This window comes from Bacteroides sp. A1C1, assembly GCF_004328515.1.
GTDB classification, from domain to species: domain Bacteria; phylum Bacteroidota; class Bacteroidia; order Bacteroidales; family Bacteroidaceae; genus Bacteroides; species Bacteroides uniformis.
The window spans coordinates 597,569-613,543 of record NZ_CP036491.1; the positions used below are offsets into that span (position 1 = coordinate 597,569).

A 15,975-nucleotide genomic window follows, 5' to 3' on the forward strand; every position below is an offset into this window, starting at 1 on the left:
AGCGGTTCCAGCAGCCGGAACTTCAGTCATGCCCCGGTGGTCACCGTCTGGTCTTCAGCCACGCAGGCACGTATCGTATTGGTTCCGGCAGGCTGTCCGGCACCTACCGCCGTGGCAAAACCGTAATTGCGGGGTATCGTGTCGGGAGCCGATGGCGCAGCCAGCGACGAGACCACGCTTTCCGTGGCACGTCCGGCGGCTATGGCGGCAGGGTTGCCGGACGGACCGCCCGACTGTATGCTTTTCACCTGCCCGCCCGCCTGACCGGGAAAATAGCGTGCCGCCATCTCATACGACTTTTCCATCAGTTCCAGCGGATCTTGTCCCTTCCGTTCCCGTTCCAGCTTTTCATTAAGCTCCTTCACCTGCCGTTCCAGATCGCTTACCCTGGGATTGTCTTTCGGTTCCTGATAGAACGAGGCTATCTGTCTTGATATTTGTTGTTGCTGTTGCCGTGACTCCCGGATAGCGTCCTGTTCCGGTGCCGCCTTTTCCGGCTTCAGCCCGTCCGACGTGTCCGGTATCAGGTAATCGCCCGCTATGTCCTGCAAGGTTCTTACCTTTTCCTGCCTGCGCTTCTTCATCCGCTCCAGTTCGTAAGCCTTCTGTTTGTCGGTCATCGTTTCCGGTGCGATAGCGTCGGGTATCGTTGTATTGATGCCAGCCGTCCCTTCCACCGTTTCCGTTGTGTCCGGCTTGAAGATAAACCAGATGAACCCGGCGCAAAGCAGGGACAGAACAGCCGCCACGCCATAGAATTTCAGCTTGTCGGCAGCCTTGCGGCTTAACTGTTTCCCCTTTTCGGGTACGGACTCCGCTTTCCGCATTTCCTTATCCTTTTCTTTCTTATCGGATTGTGTCATTGGATATATTGTTTTTTAATGGTTGGATACTGTCCGTCTGGGGAAACGCAATCCTTTGGAGATGCCGTACCTCAATCGGAAATTTGTCTGTTCCGCAGAAACCGCCCACGATGCAGGCAAGGTCGATGGCGGCGAAGAGTCCGAGCAGGTAAAGGATGATAACCTTTTGCTGCCGGCAGCTCAACCGCAGCCAGCGTCTGCGGAGTCCGGCCATATGGCGGTCTATCCCCGTTCTGAACGGGTGGAAGACCTTTTTTATCCCCTTATCTTTCATACTGTCCGATGTCCCTGTTTTCGATGATGGTAAAACTCTCTATCAGAAAGCCCTGCGGGTTGTTGTCACTCCGGGTGACGTTCCTCAGACGGCAGGTGGTGACAAGCGACCTTTCGGTAACGCTGCTCGAACGGATGATGTGCTGCCGGCAATAAGCCTTCATCCGGTAGGGATAACTGTCGAAGTTTCCCCTTATGCTGTCCACCGTCAGTGTCTGCGAGATGTTTCCCGCTATCATCCGGTTGAAATAGCCTTTTTCCTGCAAGTTCCGGTAGTAGCCGATGGCGCTTTCATCCGAAAGGTAAAGGGCACGCTGCACATTGCTTTCAATGGCGCTCTTGTCCGGTGACAGGGAGAAGAACAGCTCGTGGAAACGCCTGATATGTTCCCTCGCTTCCACCGGACGGTTCTGCTGCACGTCCTGCGAAAGGGCCAGCATCAGTGATTTTCCGCCGTCCAACACATAGATTTTCTGTCGCTGCGCCTCGGCGAAATCATAAGCCTTTCATACGGCAAATACCGTTACTAGCGTACACGCCCCCAGGAATATCATCCCGAACAGCCGTAGCTGCCGGAACGATGTCTCGATGTTTTTTAATGATTTGAATTCCATTTTCTTCTTCTGTTTTTAATGTTGTCGTTATACAATTATTGATGTAAGGTTAGAACATTTTCCTGATACGTCCGGCTATCGCTCCGCCTGCTGCACCACCTACCGCCGCAGCACCGTTACCGGCCATCTTTCCGGCACCGTTTGCCTTCTGCCCGTAAGCTCCGGCACCGCCCGCCTGGATAATCCACGATGAAACGGTGGGGACACAGAAGTAACCGATGATACCTATAATCATGAAAATACAATATACTTTCCCCGACGAGTCCGGTATGAATGCCGGGTCCTGCATATTCTCTATGTCCTGCTGTAACATCAGTATCTGTATGCGTGAGAGGACCGCTCCGAACAGGTCACTCACCGGCAGCCACAGATAGATGCAGATATACCGGGACAGCCAGGTGGTCAGCGTGCTCTGGAATCCGTCATAGACGGCCAGCGCGAAGGAGACAGGTCCCAGGATGGACAGTACGATCAGGAAGAAGGTCCTCAGCGTGTCTATCAGCAGCGAGGCCGCCTGGAAGAAGAGTTCCAGCAGTTCGCGGAACCATCCCCGGATTTTCTCGCCGAGTTCGTATATCTTCTTCTGTCCGTACATGTTTATCATCGTGTCCATGTCCCCCAGCGACCAGCCCAGTTCGTCCAGCCTCTTGTCATACGCCTCGTCGCTCACCAGGAAGGCCTTCGCCGGGTCACGCAGCATCGCCTCGCGTTTCAGCCTGTCTTTCTCTTCCTGGTATTTCCTCATGTCGAAGGTCTGCTGTTCGACCAGTGAGGAAGTCGCTTTGCATACGGGAGAAAGAATCCCGTTGATTGTACCCAGTACCATAGTCGGAAAAAACATGATGCAAAGGCCCAGCACGAAGGGCCGGAACAGGGGGAACACGTCTATCGGCTCGGCCCGGGCAAGGGACTGCCATACCCGGTAGGCCACATAGAACAAGGCACCGAGGCCCGCCACTCCCTTCGCTACCGAAGCCATGTCTTCACACAGCGGCATCATTTCATCATACAGCGAGCGCAGAAGCTCGTGAAGGTTTGTCCAGTCTATTGATAATAATAACATAGTCTTCTTGATTTAACGGATGAATGATTACCAGTAACGCTGCTCGTGTGTCCCGTACAGGGAGAGCACCCGTGCGGCATCCCCCTTTTCCTTGCTCCGCAGGTACGACACGCCGATGTTCTTGCGGGTATAGTACCATGTCAGGTTCTTGTATTCCAGCACCTCGCCGTATATCCGGTTGATGATGTCCAGCCGTTCCTTGTCCGTCATCGAGAGTCCGGTTGCCGTGGTCACTTCCTTCAAGTCCAGCAGCAGGTCGCTGCTTTCCTTGAGCAGTCTGTTGTACCCGAAAGCGATGGCCGATAGCTCTTCCACCGTAAAGTTGGGGTCGCCCGTCATCGTGTTGAAGTTCGTCACGTAGATGTCGCTGATGTCACCCACCAGAAGGATGGTCTGCTGCACCTTGCGAGCGCCCTTTACCAGGTCATGCACCGACTTCAAGGGTAGGCTAAGCATCCAACGCCCTGCCGTATTACTACGGTGGGTTTTCGGAAGCTCGCCCCCAAACCGGACGTACACGTCTCCGCGTATCCGGCTTTCTACTAATAATATCAATCTATTCATTGTTACTGAGTTTTTTGTAACACTTACCACATATGGCAATAGTCTTTCGTTTGCGAGCCATCATTTGTTTTTCGCAGGTAGTTTTCCCTTGAAGATTTTTTAATTTTCTCACATGGTGCATCACTAACTTATCGACTACTCCACATAATTCACATTTTTCCGCTTTCAGCCTATCTATAAGACTTGTGTTTGTAGGATGATATGTGAATTTGGGCAAGTTGTCTAAATCCTTAATGTTCATTGGATTTTTCTTTTTGAACCCACCATGATAAAAGGTCAAGTCTTTGGCAGTACCGTTCTTTAAATAGTATCTAACTGAAAAAAGTCCATTCTTGGTGTACTTTTTTCGGATTTGCGACATCGTTGTCCGATATTTCTGCGCAAATGTTTTGTACATACTATATTTCATGATATACCCAAGTTTTGACAGACTACTACAATTATTAGCCAAACAATAGTAATTGTAAATGCCCTTTATTTCCTTGGTGTACCTGTCAAGTATCTCAAAGTCATTGTTGTTTGAAAGTTTGGGACGGGATTTTGCTTTCCAATACTCCTTGCCGTTGTGTATCTTTATTTCTAAAACACGATATTCGAGCAACTTTTTCTTAAACGTATCCTTTCCAAGTGCCAATTGTATCCTCTTATTGAAGACACGTCTTAGTACTCCGTATTTGCTTCTTTTGGTGTCATTGGATTTCCTTACAAAAATCTCATATCCGAGAAATTTTGCAGCGTTTTCAGCATGGGTGATAAGTGTTTTCTCATCGGACAGTGTAAGAGCCAACTTTTCATAGAGGAAGTTCTTTATGTCCTCTTTGATGATGATAGCATCTTGTTTACTGCCAATGATTCCAATTAGAAAATCATCCGCATATCTCACGTATTTGAGTTTTCTGTAGTTCATATCCATTTCGTCACCATCAGAATACTGCAAACCTTCTTTTTGATAAGCCTTATATTGTCTTATCAATTCTGACCTTTCATTTTTGTCTTTTACCACTTTCAACTTTTTCAGAATACGGTGTCGTTTGCCTTCAAGTGATACTGCCTGTTTGGTTCTTTTCCGTTCTTTCCCCTTATCAAATTTTTCAGTGTATTCCTTCATGAATTTATCCAACTTATCAAGGTATATGTTTGCCAAGATAGGGCTGACAATTCCGCCTTGCGGTGTTCCGCTGTAGGAGTTATGAAAGTTCCAGTCTTCGATATATCCTGCATTCAGAAATTTTCTAATCAAGCGAATAAATCTTTCGTCAGCGATACGTTCTTTCAGAATACCTATCAGTATCTCATGATTGATATTGTCGAAAAATCCCTTAATATCACCTTCTACGAACCATTTCACGCCCGAAAATGTCTTCTGAATATCAGACAAGGCAGTGTGGCAGCTTCTTAGGGGTCGGAAGCCATGCGACGTTTTTTCAAACTGTCTTTCATAGATGGCTTCCAATATCATTCTGACCACTTCCTGCAATAATTTATCGTTAAAAGCTGGTACACCTAATGGACGCATTTTCCCATTTTTCTTTGGGATATACACCCGTTTTGAGGGTTGGGGCTGATAACTCTCATCTTTCAACGATGTTATCAGTTGTTCAATTCGGTTCAGGCTCATTTGGTCAATGGTTTTCCCATCTGCACCTGCTGTCATATTGCCCGGTTTCGCATATATGCGTTGGTAGGCAACGTAATACATTTCCTCATTGAAAAAGATACGGTACAAGCGTTCGAACTTGTAATTCAAATTTTCACTGTGTTCCGTTAGACTGTTTAATACATACTCTGGACTTCTCATAATGTCTCTCACATTTTCCGTTATTTGCATTAAAATTATTAGCTGCTTCCCTTCGTCATGTACAGGGCTTTCCCCTGCTCAGACTACTACGGAAGCTCCGTTGCCTTGTCGGATTTTCATAGGTCTGTACCTAATAGCCTTGCGGCGTTCCGATTTAGGCAATCCCCGTTTACGATATAATAACATGGCTATGATAGATTATCGGATATGACTTCCGCCCGTTACCGCTTACTGCGGTTGTGCCGTAATTTGTTCCTGCCTCTACTACACGACGCTCGCAACAGAGGTATTACGGTATAGCGAGTTAAGTTATCTTTCACTATAAAACATACTGGGTTCACTTGGACTATCATTCAATCAGTTTGGATTTTATCCTCGTATCTATCTGTTTCATCTCACCATTCAGTTGCAATTTGATAACTAATTGACTTATGGCTTTCCAGCGTGCTATACTCCCTGCCGTCCTTTCGTGGGCAGATAAGCTGGTGATGATAGGTAAATATTGGAACACTTACCTAATAGCTTGCCAATGCTATATTTATTATATCGCCTATACGGGCGCACCATCGTAATAAGCCTTCCCTTGCTTATAAATCTTTACAGTCTCCTGAAAATTACTCCACATGTTCTGTGCAGTTGTGGAAGTCTGTACGATTTCATTGGCCGAGTTCACGATACTCTGTGCGAGATTCGTGGGGTCTATCACCGTCCATTGCGCCTTGCTTGTCACTGAAAGGGATGACAATGCCATAAACAAAATTATCGTTCTCTTCTTCATGCCCTATCTCCTTTCTTTAGTCAGTAAATACCGGCTGTCGTCATCACGGGCAAACAGACCGTAACTGCCGAACAGCAACACCTCGCTGCCTGAAAAATACCCGATGCATCCGGCATCCCTGTTCCCGTGCAGGAAAAGATCGTCACCACCGCGCAGCGGGATATTGATTTCAACGTAGGCCCTTTCTCCGGCGAACAGCGTGGCCTTGTATCCCTTGAAGCCGTCCGTCACCCAGTTGGATTTACGGATGGTCAGCGTCGAGCTGCCTTCCCTGTTCATTCAGTGCCCGCAGATGCGGTCATGTTCCAGTTCCTTTCTCATCTCCCCAATCAGGTTCAGCAGGTCCAGATTGGTCAGGGTGGCGTCTCCGAGCGCTTCCCTGCATTGGCTTAATAAATCTTTCTTACTCATTGTGTTTTATGGATTAAAGGATTGTTTGTTTTCCTGCCGCTTGTTTTCGGCAAGCTGTCTGATAGCCAGCTCGATGTTTCCATCCAGCTTTTCCGTAAGCCTGGTAAGTTCCAGTTTTTCAGTCTCTTCTGTGGTGTAGCAAAGGTATTCTTCAGCCGAAACTTCTGTCGCATATACCGCACTTTGTGTACCGCCAAGCCCTATCCAGACCTCTTTATAAAGCCGGTTGGCCGCATTGGCAAGATTGATGGAAAGTATCTGTGAGCGTTCCTTGTCCGTCAGGCCGAGCAGGTTCTGTATCTGGTCGAACTTGTTCTGGTACTTTCGTTGGTCAAGCAGTATCTTGCAGTCCGAATTGTTGATGATTGTCTCCTTTACAACCGGACTCGATATGATGTCGTCCACTTCCTGCGTCACCACAACCGCTTCGCCGAAAAATTTTCTGACCGTCTTAAACAAATATTTAATATAAGAGGCCATACCTTCCTTGGCGATTGCCTTGCCGGGTAGGTCGGGGGCATTACTGCCCCTTTCCCCCCTAAGAACCGTACGTGAAAGTTTCCAATCATACGGCTCAAGCAACTTTAAATTTCTATCTAATAGAAACCAGCTCATTGTTACATCTATTTAAGTTGAATGACTTTTCTTCTGCAACTGTCATGTACCAAGAAATTAACTTTCTTTCCATTGACAATTCTTTCATTAGTTCCCCACGAGTGTTCTTTGTCTATGGGTTCTCCGCATATGGGGCATAAATGATTTTGTTTTTCCCACATATACAGCAATGATTTTCTACCATTAAGCGACTTGAGCATCTTGTAAGTCTTGCGCTTTTCAAAATATTCTTTCCATTCAGGGTCGAGAGGATTGGCTTCACCTTTCACTTTTACGTATCGGGTGATTTTCGTGTCGTACAGTCTTTTGAGGGCAATCTTATCATCCGCTTTACCCCTTTTGAAGTTCGCCACAAAGCACCAGTTACGATTCTTTATTCGTGTAAAGTATCTGCTGGCAATCCAATATTTACCTTTCTTGGGATGTCGTCTCTTGGCCCATTGCCATAGCTTTTCAAATATCAAGTAATCAGCTTTTCTGAATGTGTCCGAAGCCACGCAATTCTTGTAGTAATTCACCCAACCGACTATTACCGGATTCAAAAGTCTTATAAGAGATTCCTGTTTACTACCTTTATTGGAATCAATGATTCCTCTGATTTTCTCCATGAATCCCTTCAGACTCTTTTTGGACGGCTTTATTAGAAGTATTCCATTGTATTTACGGATATTGTACCCGAGAAAATCAAAGCCCTCTTCAATATGGGTTATCTTTGTCTTTTCTTCTGATAGAGTAAGTCCCCGACTTTCAAGGAAGTTCTCCACTAACGGCTTTATTTCCTCCAATGCTTCCCTAGTCCTTCCCGTAATGATAAAATCATCCGCGTATCGAACCATGTGAACCTTTGGATAATATACTTGTCCCTTAACGGATTTCCTATAATACTTTTCTGCGAGCATTGCTTGCAGACCGTCCAATGTCATATTGGCAAGAGTTGGCGAGATAATTCCACCCTGTGGAGTTCCTTCTTCCGTAGGGAATAATTCCTTGTTGAAAACGAAACCGCATTTGAGCCATTTTTTCAGCATGACTTTATCCATTGGAATATTTTCCAACAGCCAGTCATGACTGATATGGTCAAAACAACCTTTGATGTCTCCTTCTAAAATCCATTCGGGAGAAGCTGTCTTGGCAAGGACGCAAAAACATTGTTCTCTTGCATCGCCAGCACTTCTCTCTTTACGGAATCCGTAGGAGTTGCTGTCAGCAGTTGTTTCTGACACAGGTTCCAATGCGAGCAGATACAATGCCTGCATTGCCCTGTCTTTCATCGTCGGAATCCCTAATGGACGCAACTTCCCGTTACTCTTTTTAATATGTATCCTTCTTAGAGGTTGAGGGGTATAGCCTCTTCTTCTTAGCTCGCTGATGGCCTTGAATTTACTGTTGGAAGTTGCCCACACAGCTTTATCAACACCCGCAGTTTTACTGCCTCTGTTCGATGTAACACGTTTTACCGCTAAAGCTTTAGCGTAAAACGAATGCGTCAGCATCCACTGCAAAGCTTTCACCCTGCCGTGTTTGCCTGCTTTCTGAGCTTTTACAATACGTGCTTGTAGCTTATTAACCGCTATTTCGCACTTGTTCCAGTCTATGCTTTCCCAAGTGCTCCACTTTTGGTCAGTAGATGCACACGATGTCTTACTTTCGTTCATTTGCTTTTCTCCTTTAAATAAGTTCTAAAAGTTTCTTGTAAAAAGTCACCTTGCGGAAGTCAGCCCACTTTCGTGTGAGGTGATGTTTCAACCTCTATCCGCTCCATTACAGAATGGCATTCGCTTTTTCCACATTCCTCTGCCCGCATTTCATTCGGCTTTCCTTACGGTTTGCTTACCTGCTGTTATACAGGAGAAATACGGGTTTACCATGTTTCTTGTATATGACAAACGAATGGGTTAGAATCCGTCTATCCGCCGGCAGTCATCATGTTCGTGTAACCTTAGCATGAAGAAGGTTATCCGACTGCGTCCCTTTTGGGTTAGAGCCCAGTATCATTAACAGCTCATTCGAAGTTACGACGTTTATCAACGGTTCACATTACGTTATTCATACCATTCAGCCTAGCTCCCCTGCCACTCGATACTAACGGCAGTTGTCGTTCCCTCGCGGTTCTGACTTCTCCTTTCGGAAGGGCTTCATTGTTGGTTCTGCTATCGCACGACCTCATTGCTTACTATCGCACGTTCCCATAGGCTACTGTTGACGAAACAACAGGTTTAATCGTTCTATTTCCAGCGCGTGGAATGGAATGTTAAACAATCATATACAAGACTTACATGTCGCAGTCATGCTTCCTCAATCAGTATCATCTTGCGGATGCCCTGCAAGCGTCTCATTTTATTAATGAAAGTCTCCATGATAATGATAGTCACCACCGGAAAAAGGACGGGATTATCCTTCACGACATCCAGTTCGAATACGATGAACCGCTTGTTCAGTAAATCCAGTTCCTTGTCCGAGTTCAGCAGATACCCGTATTCGCCGTTCTTGTAATAGGGTTCCAGCACGTTCAGAAAACCGTCCACGTCAAAGTCCTTCTCGCGCACGTTCTTGTCCGCCAGCACCTTGCGGTAGTCTTTCCTTACAAAGTCATAGAACGAGTTGAAGTTCGGCTTTATCTTCCGGTTCTTCTTTATCTTCTCGATATACAGGCTGACTGCGTTCGAGAGCGCCACCTCTTCCGAGCGCCGGGGCGGTTCGTCCTCCCTTTTCCATAAGGTCAGAATCAGCGTCTTGATGCTGTCCCGCTTCTCGATGTCATACCGGTAATCCTCGGTGAAGAACGGATTGAAGGAAATCGGGTCATTTTCCTGGTAAGTGAAATAAACTCCGTCATCCCCGTTCGTCTTCCGGCGGATCAGGTCGCACAGCCCCTTGTATGAATTTCCGGTATCCACCAGCAGGATGTGCGTGCCCTGTTCCCAATACTGCCTCACCATATGGTTGGTGAAAAAGCTCTTTCCGCTGCCCGACGGGCCGAGGATGAACTTGTTCCGGTTGGTCACCACCCCTTTTTTCATGGGCAGGTCGGATATGTCGAGGAAGACGGGCTTTCCCGTCAGCCGGTCCACCATGCGCAGCCCGAAGGGGGAGAGCGAGTTCCGGTAGCAGGTTTCTGCCGTAAAGAAGCATAGTGCCTGTTCGGTGAACGTGTAGAAGCTCTCTTCCGAAGGGAAGTCCGCCTCGTTTCCCGGTATGCCCGCCCAGTAAAGGACCGGCAGGTCGGTGGTATTATGGCGGGGTGTGCATTCCATCAGCGCCAGTGCGCTGCCCACGTCGTTCTTCACCCGCCGCAGCTCATCCCCGTTTTCGGCCCATGCAATCACGTTGCAATGGCAGCGGACGGATTGCAGCCCGTTGGTGTGCGCCACGTTCAGGTATTCGTCCAGCCATTCCTTGTTTATCTGGTTGCTCCGGCTGTAGCGTGAAAGCGACTGCATGTTCTTCGCCGTCTTCTCAAAACGGGCGAGGTTCTCGCTGCTGTCGTCTATGAATATCCACTGGTTGTAGATATGGTCGCAGGGAAGCATGATACCCACGGGCGAGGCATAGCTCAGGCGGCAGTCCGAGCGGTCCGTGGAAAGACGCTCATAGCGTCCGTCGGTCCGTACCCTGCCCGGCAGGTCGTCGAGGTCGGAAAGGGTATGCAGGCAGAGCCGTTTGTCGCCGATACGCATCCCGTCCGGGTTCAGCTGCATGTCCTGCAACATGACGCTTCCGTCCGAAGACAGGGTCAGGTACCTCTCGATGATGCCCGGGCCGTCTTCCGTTCCCGTTATCTCTTCCGTGGACAGCCGCTCCAGCCTGGCAAGGCCGCTGTCATTCACGATACTCTCGAACTGTCCCACCGACTCCATGAAACGCTCCATCGTCTCCCTGTCCTGTATCTCCTTCGGCACCAGAAATTTCCGGCACAGCGTGTTCCAGTTGCTCTGCTGCCGGGAGCGTTCCCTGGTGGTCTTGGTGAGAAACAGGTAGCAGGTGTGGTTGAGGTAGGGCCGTTCGTTGAAGTGGCGTTCAAAACTGCGGGAGAGGAAGCCCGGGCCGTCTTTTCCGATGTCGGGCCTGTATTTCTCCGTGATGAAAATATCCTGCTTGTGGATGATTGAATAGTTCGGCAATACCTTGATTGCCTTGGCTCATGTGGCGTGCATCGCCTCATATTCCGCGGATGATACCGAAAACACTTCCGGCAGTGTCACCCGGAAAGCCACCGTGATGTCGGCGTCCTTGCTGACGATGCAGCCGTGCTCCACCGCCATGACGGGGAATTTGCTTTCCAGTGTGGATGTTGTCAATGTACTTCTCATGATTTACGATTGTTGTTTTTTAATCAGACGTGTGATACGTTTGCGTGAGAGGATTCTCCTGGGATGCTGCCGGGCGGCAAGGAGCTTCATCAGTCCGTGGCTGCCGAAACGCCGGTTCAGCGAAAAGGTCAGCCAGACCACTGCCGTGGCAGCCGATACCCCGAAGCCGATACACGTCCATTGCCCGATGCCCGCCGTGTACATGATGACGAACACCACGAACACGGCAAGCAGCCCGAAAGCAAAAATAAAAAGGTACTGGGCACGGAGCCCTTTGAACTCCACCTCACGGCCCACGCCTTTGTTTATCTCAAAGTCAGACATAAGCTATTGTCTTTTATCTGTTCTTAGAGGAAGAATGACCTCAGGATAGTGGCGGCCACTATCAGGAAAATGCAGGCTCCGAACCATGAGCTGGCGGTTTTCGAGGTGTCGGGGTCGCCCGAACTGAATTTCTGGTAGACCTTGACGCCGCCTATCAGGCCGATAATGGCACCCACCGCGTACACCAGTTTCGTGCCCGGGTCAAAATATCCCGTCACCAACTGCGTGGCTTCCGTGATGCCCGCCTGTCCGTTTCCTTGTGCCATTGCCGCACCCGCTGCCGCCAGTACGGCCAGCATCATAATCAATCTTTTCTGTTTCATTGAATTCCGTGATTTTTAAGTGATTTAAAAAGCCACGGGCTACCCCTTGCACTATCCCCATAAGGCAGCCCGCAGCCGCTTATGGTTTAATGGTTCAGGGGGTAAGTTCCGGCAGGCAATCAGCCGGAGTCAAAATACATCTTTCGCATGGTTACATGATTGAATGGTGAAACTTCATTGTTAATTCTCTCCCGGGATGAGGGTCTGAATCATCCCGAATCGTAATAGCCTTTTGCTCTCATTGTCTTTACTGTCCTTATCGGTTTATTTCAAATATTCCCCACACTTGAATCCCTTGCGGGGCATATAGTTCTCAAAGGAGGAGGATTTGAACAGCCACATCCGGTTCGCCCACCGGGCAAGGTCACGCTCGTACCGCGTAGGCGTCCGTTCATTTCCATAATCCCGGAAAGGGATGACAAAGGGGGTAATTCCCAGTTCCCTGAGTACATTTAACCGGAACAGGTCCTGCTCAATGGTCGAATTGAATCCTATCAGTACGTAACAGGTTATCTTGTAGGGCTTCACGTGCTTTACCATCTCTTTCAGGCGGTCCCTCAGGTCAAGCTGCGGCAGGTCCCATGCGATATGGATGTTCTGCTTCATCCTGAGCCTGTTCAGGTGCCAGGCCTGTTCCTCGTCCATAATCCTTACGTCCACGCCGTGCAGCTTCACGGGCTGGCCCGCTTTCATCAGATAGCTTACCGCACTCCTTCACTGCGGGTTCGCAAAGAAATTGTTGTCCAGCACCTCAATCCATTTCCCTTTCGGGTTCAGTTCCACCGGTTCCACGGTCTGAATGTATCCTTCTTTCTCACGGACGAGGCAGAAAGGACACTTGCGGATGCAGCCTCTTGAAAAGAACTGGAGCGAAAAAGGGTATTCGGGGTAAATGGAATAGTCCATCATCCGGCTGTTCTCCACTGCTTCGGGAAGCCTGCCGGCTATGTCATACCCGGTGCCGCCCCTTACCACTTCCCCCACATCCAGCAGGTCATAATCATAATCAGGCGTGAAGGTGAATACCTTGCTTGCCAATACCTTGTCATACCGCTGTCGCAGTGCCGCCCATTCCACCCGGTGCCCTTTTGCCTTGTAACAGGCCGAAAGGCGCATCAGTGCGAAATTGGGGAAGTTATGCCCGTCCACATCTACCAGTCCTATGTTCATACAAATAAAATTTAATGGTGAATAGTTCCTGTTGTCTTACCGGGTGAATGCCGCAAGCGGTCTGTCATCCCGAATCGTAATGGCCTTTTGTCATTACCGCTGTCGTTTTATGGATAAGTTAATGGAATGACTGTCTCTCCGGGAGTCGGTACGTTTCCCCCATAAGGGGAAGCCGCCGTTTGTCAACTTGAATCGAAATACGTCATAAACATGGATGATACGTTTTGTTGTTGGTATTCCTGCCGGTTCTCTCTTTTTACAGTGATACGGGCATCAACCCGTATCGAAATAGCCTCTTGCCATTGTTACCTCCTTTTTTAATCGGTTAGTCACTGTCCGGAGCAGCCCCGCCCATTTGCTCGACTTCATCCAGAAATTTGCTGATACGGCTGTCGCTGCCATTGATACTTTCCAGTATCGAGCGTTCAATCTGCGTATCCCTGATATGGTGGATCGCCCTTAAAAGGGACAATCGTCTGTCTGTCGGAATCTCCCTGCCGTTGCAGAGGTCGATGATTAAATCAAGCTCTTCCGGCCCTATGCCGGTTGCCCCGTCCGAATAATCTTCGCGGACACAGTTCAGATCTTCCAGTTCTTCGTTCAACTCGTCGGTATCCACTCCGTCACCGTTTCCTCTCTGTCCGTCATCGCCTTCATGTCCGCCGGAACTCCCGTCCGGGGAAGCCCGCCACTCTTCCACACGCTTGTCCCGGAACAGATCCGGGATGCGCTCCGGCGGCACTTGTGCAGCCTTTGGCGGTGTCGTGTCCCCGTTTCTGCCAGCAAAAGTAGAGGCATTTTCCTTACCTGCAATAGCCCCGGAACCGGTGGCGTTCATTGGCGGCTGCTGGCGTGTCCCATAGCTTTTCGTGACGACAAGGCTGTCCGTTTCCGACTGTTTTTCCACCGTTTTTTCACTGCTTCTCTCCGCAGTCTTTTCTGTGGGCTTCATCGCCGCCTTGACAGGTGGAAGCTCTTTCTCCTGCCTTTTCACGACTGTCGGAATCTCTTTCCTGCCCGTTTTCCCTTTCGCTTGTCCACGTCCCTTCTTCCGTTCCTCCTTCACCGGATCGAACCAGCCTGCCGCACCCCGCAGGGCTTTCGCCATGCGGCGGCGTGCCTTCCCGAAACATATCTCGCCAAGCTGCCCCCTGAACAGGAACTTGTCCATGAACAGATAGGCGAACAGCAGCCAGAACAGAACCGCTCCGGCTTCATAACATAATCGCATATCCATAGCTTAAAAGATTTTGTTGTAACTCTTCTGGCAGTATGCCTTCACCTCATCCGAATGTTTCTCGAAATGTTCCCGCAATACATTGTCAATGTAATTGCCCACCGTCAACTGCCGTTTACCGGCAATGCCGACGATGACCGATATTTTCCGGTGTAGTTCCTTGTCTATATAGACACCCTGCCTGCCTTCGCATTTGTAAGGGGTGAGGAATCTCCTCATAAATTCGGTCTGTGCGGCTTTCAACGTTTTGGATGCGGCCTTTTCCGGCGTCTCTTCCGCTTCAGATTCCGTCTTTGCCTTTTCAGCCGTTTCCCTGTCCGTTTCCTCTTTGGGGGGAATGGACGGTGTTACCTTTTCCGGCGGACTACCCGCCATCAGGCTGCGCAGGTAGGCTTCATCCACCGGATTCTGTCCACTCGTTTTCTTTACCATGACTATACAATTTTGATTGTCCGCATGATTTCATCCATAAGCGCATCAAAGCCGCACTCCTTCGTAAAGCCCGCATCCGGTGCAAACAGGGTGCTCCGGTAAACCGGGCCGCCCGTAGTGGAGAGGTCTTTGGTGAAGTTACTGCGCACGGGGACACGGGTTTGGAGACAGTCCAGTCCCAGGAGGGAGAAACCTTGCTGGTAAATGTCATATAAGACGGTACGTTCCCTCCGGTCCACCATATTCCAGAACATGCACAAGGCTTTCAGATTGGAGATGCCGGTCCTTATCAAGCGGTCATTGACAGTCGTGGCAAAGTTCAGCGTGCTTTCCAGCACAAGGCGGTCTGCCTTTATCGGTACGAACAGATAATCGAGTGCACTGATTGTGGCAATCACCCCGTCACTGCCCATTGTTCCGGGCAGGTCGAACAGCACCACATCATAATGCACGTCTGCCTTTTCCTCAAACGCCCTTCAGTCCGTCATGCAATCCGCCGGGGTACTGCCGATAACAGGGTAAGCCTTCTTCTTCAACCGCCCGGCCTGTTCCACCAGAAGATTCTGATAGACGGGTGTGGTCTTTACCACTTCCATATCCCGTTTTTTCTGTTTGATGATTGAATGCTGCGGATAGTCACAATCCACTATCGCCACATTCAGACCTTTCACATAATGCAGTCACGACGCCGCATAAATCGCAAAGGTTGATTTACCCACGCCGCCCTTCTGGGAGGCGAACGAAACGAACACGGTTTTCTTTCTCTTTTCCATTGTTACTGATTTAAATGAATTAATTGATTTATAGACAGCCAGATGAACAGCCGTCTGTCTTTGGTGCCATCTGTCCGGTTACTCATTCTGTTATCTGTTTGTCCAATTAGCTATATAGTAATTTAATTATGCGGCTACTTGGCTATCCGGCTATCTACTTATATAGCTACTCTATTACATGGCTATTTAATTATGTAGCTATTCAGCTATCTGTCTATTCGGCTATGTAGCTATATAGCTATGTACATATTCGGATAGCTATTCACATATCCGATTGCATAGCCATTTATCCGAATAGCTGTTTATCCGTCTATACATTTATATATATGTATAGCTATATATCCGGATAAATGCCTGTTTGAATATCTACCTGATTGCATATCTGTTTATCCGTTCAAATAGCTATCCGGCTACAAATAAACCTCAA

General features: G+C 48.7%; 18 protein-coding genes and 3 pseudogenes. All 21 read right to left on the reverse strand.

All coding sequences use genetic code 11. The features are described from left to right. Nucleotides 1-26: 26 nt before the first annotated feature. The 21 genes and pseudogenes from EYA81_RS02620 to EYA81_RS19850 all read right to left on the reverse strand — a co-directional run bounded on the left by EYA81_RS02620 (nt 27) and on the right by EYA81_RS19850 (nt 15,548). Nucleotides 27-863, reverse strand: a complete 837-nt coding sequence (locus EYA81_RS02620; protein WP_060386372.1) for a conjugative transposon protein TraM — start codon at nt 861-863, stop codon at nt 27-29. Next, complete coding sequence (locus tag EYA81_RS02625) at nt 847-1,137, reverse strand: hypothetical protein (protein ID WP_060386371.1); 291 nt, start codon at nt 1,135-1,137, stop codon at nt 847-849. The genes EYA81_RS02620 and EYA81_RS02625 overlap by 17 nt, the downstream gene beginning before the upstream one ends. Next, nucleotides 1,127-1,750 (reverse strand): annotated as a pseudogene (traK, locus tag EYA81_RS02630) (conjugative transposon protein TraK). Before traK ends, EYA81_RS02625 begins: the two are co-directional and overlap by 11 nt. A 49-nt stretch (nt 1,751-1,799) precedes the next feature. Then, the gene (traJ, locus tag EYA81_RS02635; RefSeq protein ID WP_008781892.1) at nt 1,800-2,813 is read right to left on the reverse strand and encodes a conjugative transposon protein TraJ; all 1,014 of its coding nucleotides are present in this window, start codon (nt 2,811-2,813) and stop codon (nt 1,800-1,802) included. A gap of 27 nt (nt 2,814-2,840) precedes the next feature. Continuing rightward, a complete protein-coding gene (locus EYA81_RS19120) occupies nt 2,841-3,377 on the reverse strand; it encodes a hypothetical protein (protein WP_060386370.1) in 537 nt (178 codons plus the stop codon). After that, nucleotides 3,370-5,175 (reverse strand): reverse transcriptase/maturase family protein, encoded by a 1,806-nt coding sequence (locus EYA81_RS02645; protein ID WP_131225338.1) that lies wholly within the window; start codon nt 5,173-5,175, stop codon nt 3,370-3,372. The genes EYA81_RS19120 and EYA81_RS02645 overlap by 8 nt, the downstream gene beginning before the upstream one ends. A gap of 562 nt (nt 5,176-5,737) precedes the next feature. Beyond that, a pseudogene (locus EYA81_RS02650) lies at nt 5,738-5,953 on the reverse strand (DUF4141 domain-containing protein); the annotation flags it as partial. A gap of 3 nt (nt 5,954-5,956) precedes the next feature. Beyond that, the gene (locus EYA81_RS02655) at nt 5,957-6,232 is read right to left on the reverse strand and encodes a hypothetical protein (RefSeq protein WP_060386368.1); all 276 of its coding nucleotides are present in this window, start codon (nt 6,230-6,232) and stop codon (nt 5,957-5,959) included. Next, nucleotides 6,233-6,364, reverse strand: a complete 132-nt coding sequence (locus EYA81_RS19785; protein ID WP_005655090.1) for a hypothetical protein — start codon at nt 6,362-6,364, stop codon at nt 6,233-6,235. A gap of 6 nt (nt 6,365-6,370) precedes the next feature. Then, nucleotides 6,371-6,979, reverse strand: coding sequence for a TraG family conjugative transposon ATPase (locus tag EYA81_RS02660; protein WP_117742564.1), 609 nt, complete (start codon nt 6,977-6,979; stop codon nt 6,371-6,373). Between the two features lie 8 nt (nt 6,980-6,987). Further along, nucleotides 6,988-8,634, reverse strand: a complete 1,647-nt coding sequence (gene ltrA, locus EYA81_RS02665; protein WP_005655094.1) for a group II intron reverse transcriptase/maturase — start codon at nt 8,632-8,634, stop codon at nt 6,988-6,990. Nucleotides 8,635-9,264: 630 nt separating this feature from the next. Then, a pseudogene (locus tag EYA81_RS02670) lies at nt 9,265-11,289 on the reverse strand (TraG family conjugative transposon ATPase). Between the two features lie 3 nt (nt 11,290-11,292). Further along, nucleotides 11,293-11,613, reverse strand: a complete 321-nt coding sequence (locus EYA81_RS02680) for a DUF4133 domain-containing protein (protein ID WP_008781886.1) — start codon at nt 11,611-11,613, stop codon at nt 11,293-11,295. A 23-nt stretch (nt 11,614-11,636) separates the two neighbouring features. After that, nucleotides 11,637-11,936, reverse strand: coding sequence for a DUF4134 domain-containing protein (locus tag EYA81_RS02685; protein ID WP_005682322.1), 300 nt, complete (start codon nt 11,934-11,936; stop codon nt 11,637-11,639). Nucleotides 11,937-12,200: 264 nt separating this feature from the next. Next, nucleotides 12,201-12,629, reverse strand: coding sequence for a hypothetical protein (locus EYA81_RS02690; protein ID WP_025867503.1), 429 nt, complete (start codon nt 12,627-12,629; stop codon nt 12,201-12,203). Nucleotides 12,630-12,650: 21 nt separating this feature from the next. Beyond that, entirely contained in the window at nt 12,651-13,106 is a 456-nt protein-coding gene (locus tag EYA81_RS02695) for a hypothetical protein (protein ID WP_060385854.1), read from the reverse strand. A 325-nt stretch (nt 13,107-13,431) separates the two neighbouring features. Next, entirely contained in the window at nt 13,432-14,343 is a 912-nt protein-coding gene (locus tag EYA81_RS02700; protein WP_060385853.1) for a hypothetical protein, read from the reverse strand. A gap of 3 nt (nt 14,344-14,346) precedes the next feature. Continuing rightward, nucleotides 14,347-14,775, reverse strand: coding sequence for a DUF3408 domain-containing protein (locus EYA81_RS02705; protein ID WP_060385852.1), 429 nt, complete (start codon nt 14,773-14,775; stop codon nt 14,347-14,349). A 2-nt stretch (nt 14,776-14,777) separates the two neighbouring features. After that, a complete protein-coding gene (locus EYA81_RS02710) occupies nt 14,778-15,188 on the reverse strand; it encodes a ParA family protein (protein WP_025867501.1) in 411 nt (136 codons plus the stop codon). Nucleotides 15,189-15,251: 63 nt separating this feature from the next. Next, nucleotides 15,252-15,446 (reverse strand): hypothetical protein, encoded by a 195-nt coding sequence (locus tag EYA81_RS02715; protein ID WP_025867500.1) that lies wholly within the window; start codon nt 15,444-15,446, stop codon nt 15,252-15,254. 9 nt (nt 15,447-15,455) lie between these two features. Then, nucleotides 15,456-15,548, reverse strand: coding sequence for a ParA family protein (locus EYA81_RS19850; RefSeq protein ID WP_138342084.1), 93 nt, complete (start codon nt 15,546-15,548; stop codon nt 15,456-15,458). Nucleotides 15,549-15,975: the final 427 nt, after the last annotated feature.

Excerpts from the sequence above, each read along its gene's own strand:
- EYA81_RS02660 (WP_117742564.1), bottom strand. The coding sequence starts at position 6,979 with ATGAGCTGGTTTCTATTAGATAGAAATTTAAAGTTGCTTGAGCCGTAT.
- EYA81_RS02680 (WP_008781886.1), bottom strand. The coding sequence starts at position 11,613 with ATGTCTGACTTTGAGATAAACAAAGGCGTGGGCCGTGAGGTGGAGTTC.
- traJ (WP_008781892.1), bottom strand. The coding sequence starts at position 2,813 with ATGTTATTATTATCAATAGACTGGACAAACCTTCACGAGCTTCTGCGC.
- EYA81_RS02710 (WP_025867501.1), bottom strand. The coding sequence starts at position 15,188 with ATGGGCAGTGACGGGGTGATTGCCACAATCAGTGCACTCGATTATCTG.
- EYA81_RS02655 (WP_060386368.1), bottom strand. The coding sequence starts at position 6,232 with ATGAACAGGGAAGGCAGCTCGACGCTGACCATCCGTAAATCCAACTGG.
- EYA81_RS19785 (WP_005655090.1), bottom strand. The coding sequence starts at position 6,364 with ATGAGTAAGAAAGATTTATTAAGCCAATGCAGGGAAGCGCTCGGAGAC.
- EYA81_RS19120 (WP_060386370.1), bottom strand. The coding sequence starts at position 3,377 with ATGAATAGATTGATATTATTAGTAGAAAGCCGGATACGCGGAGACGTG.
- EYA81_RS02690 (WP_025867503.1), bottom strand. The coding sequence starts at position 12,629 with ATGAAAGCGGGCCAGCCCGTGAAGCTGCACGGCGTGGACGTAAGGATT.
- EYA81_RS19850 (WP_138342084.1), bottom strand. The coding sequence starts at position 15,548 with ATGGAAAAGAGAAAGAAAACCGTGTTCGTTTCGTTCGCCTCCCAGAAG.
- EYA81_RS02625 (WP_060386371.1), bottom strand. The coding sequence starts at position 1,137 with ATGAAAGATAAGGGGATAAAAAAGGTCTTCCACCCGTTCAGAACGGGG.
- EYA81_RS02700 (WP_060385853.1), bottom strand. The coding sequence starts at position 14,343 with ATGGATATGCGATTATGTTATGAAGCCGGAGCGGTTCTGTTCTGGCTG.
- EYA81_RS02705 (WP_060385852.1), bottom strand. The coding sequence starts at position 14,775 with ATGGTAAAGAAAACGAGTGGACAGAATCCGGTGGATGAAGCCTACCTG.
- EYA81_RS02685 (WP_005682322.1), bottom strand. The coding sequence starts at position 11,936 with ATGAAACAGAAAAGATTGATTATGATGCTGGCCGTACTGGCGGCAGCG.
- EYA81_RS02695 (WP_060385854.1), bottom strand. The coding sequence starts at position 13,106 with ATGAACATAGGACTGGTAGATGTGGACGGGCATAACTTCCCCAATTTC.
- ltrA (WP_005655094.1), bottom strand. The coding sequence starts at position 8,634 with ATGAACGAAAGTAAGACATCGTGTGCATCTACTGACCAAAAGTGGAGC.
- EYA81_RS02620 (WP_060386372.1), bottom strand. The coding sequence starts at position 863 with ATGACACAATCCGATAAGAAAGAAAAGGATAAGGAAATGCGGAAAGCG.
- EYA81_RS02645 (WP_131225338.1), bottom strand. The coding sequence starts at position 5,175 with ATGAGAAGTCCAGAGTATGTATTAAACAGTCTAACGGAACACAGTGAA.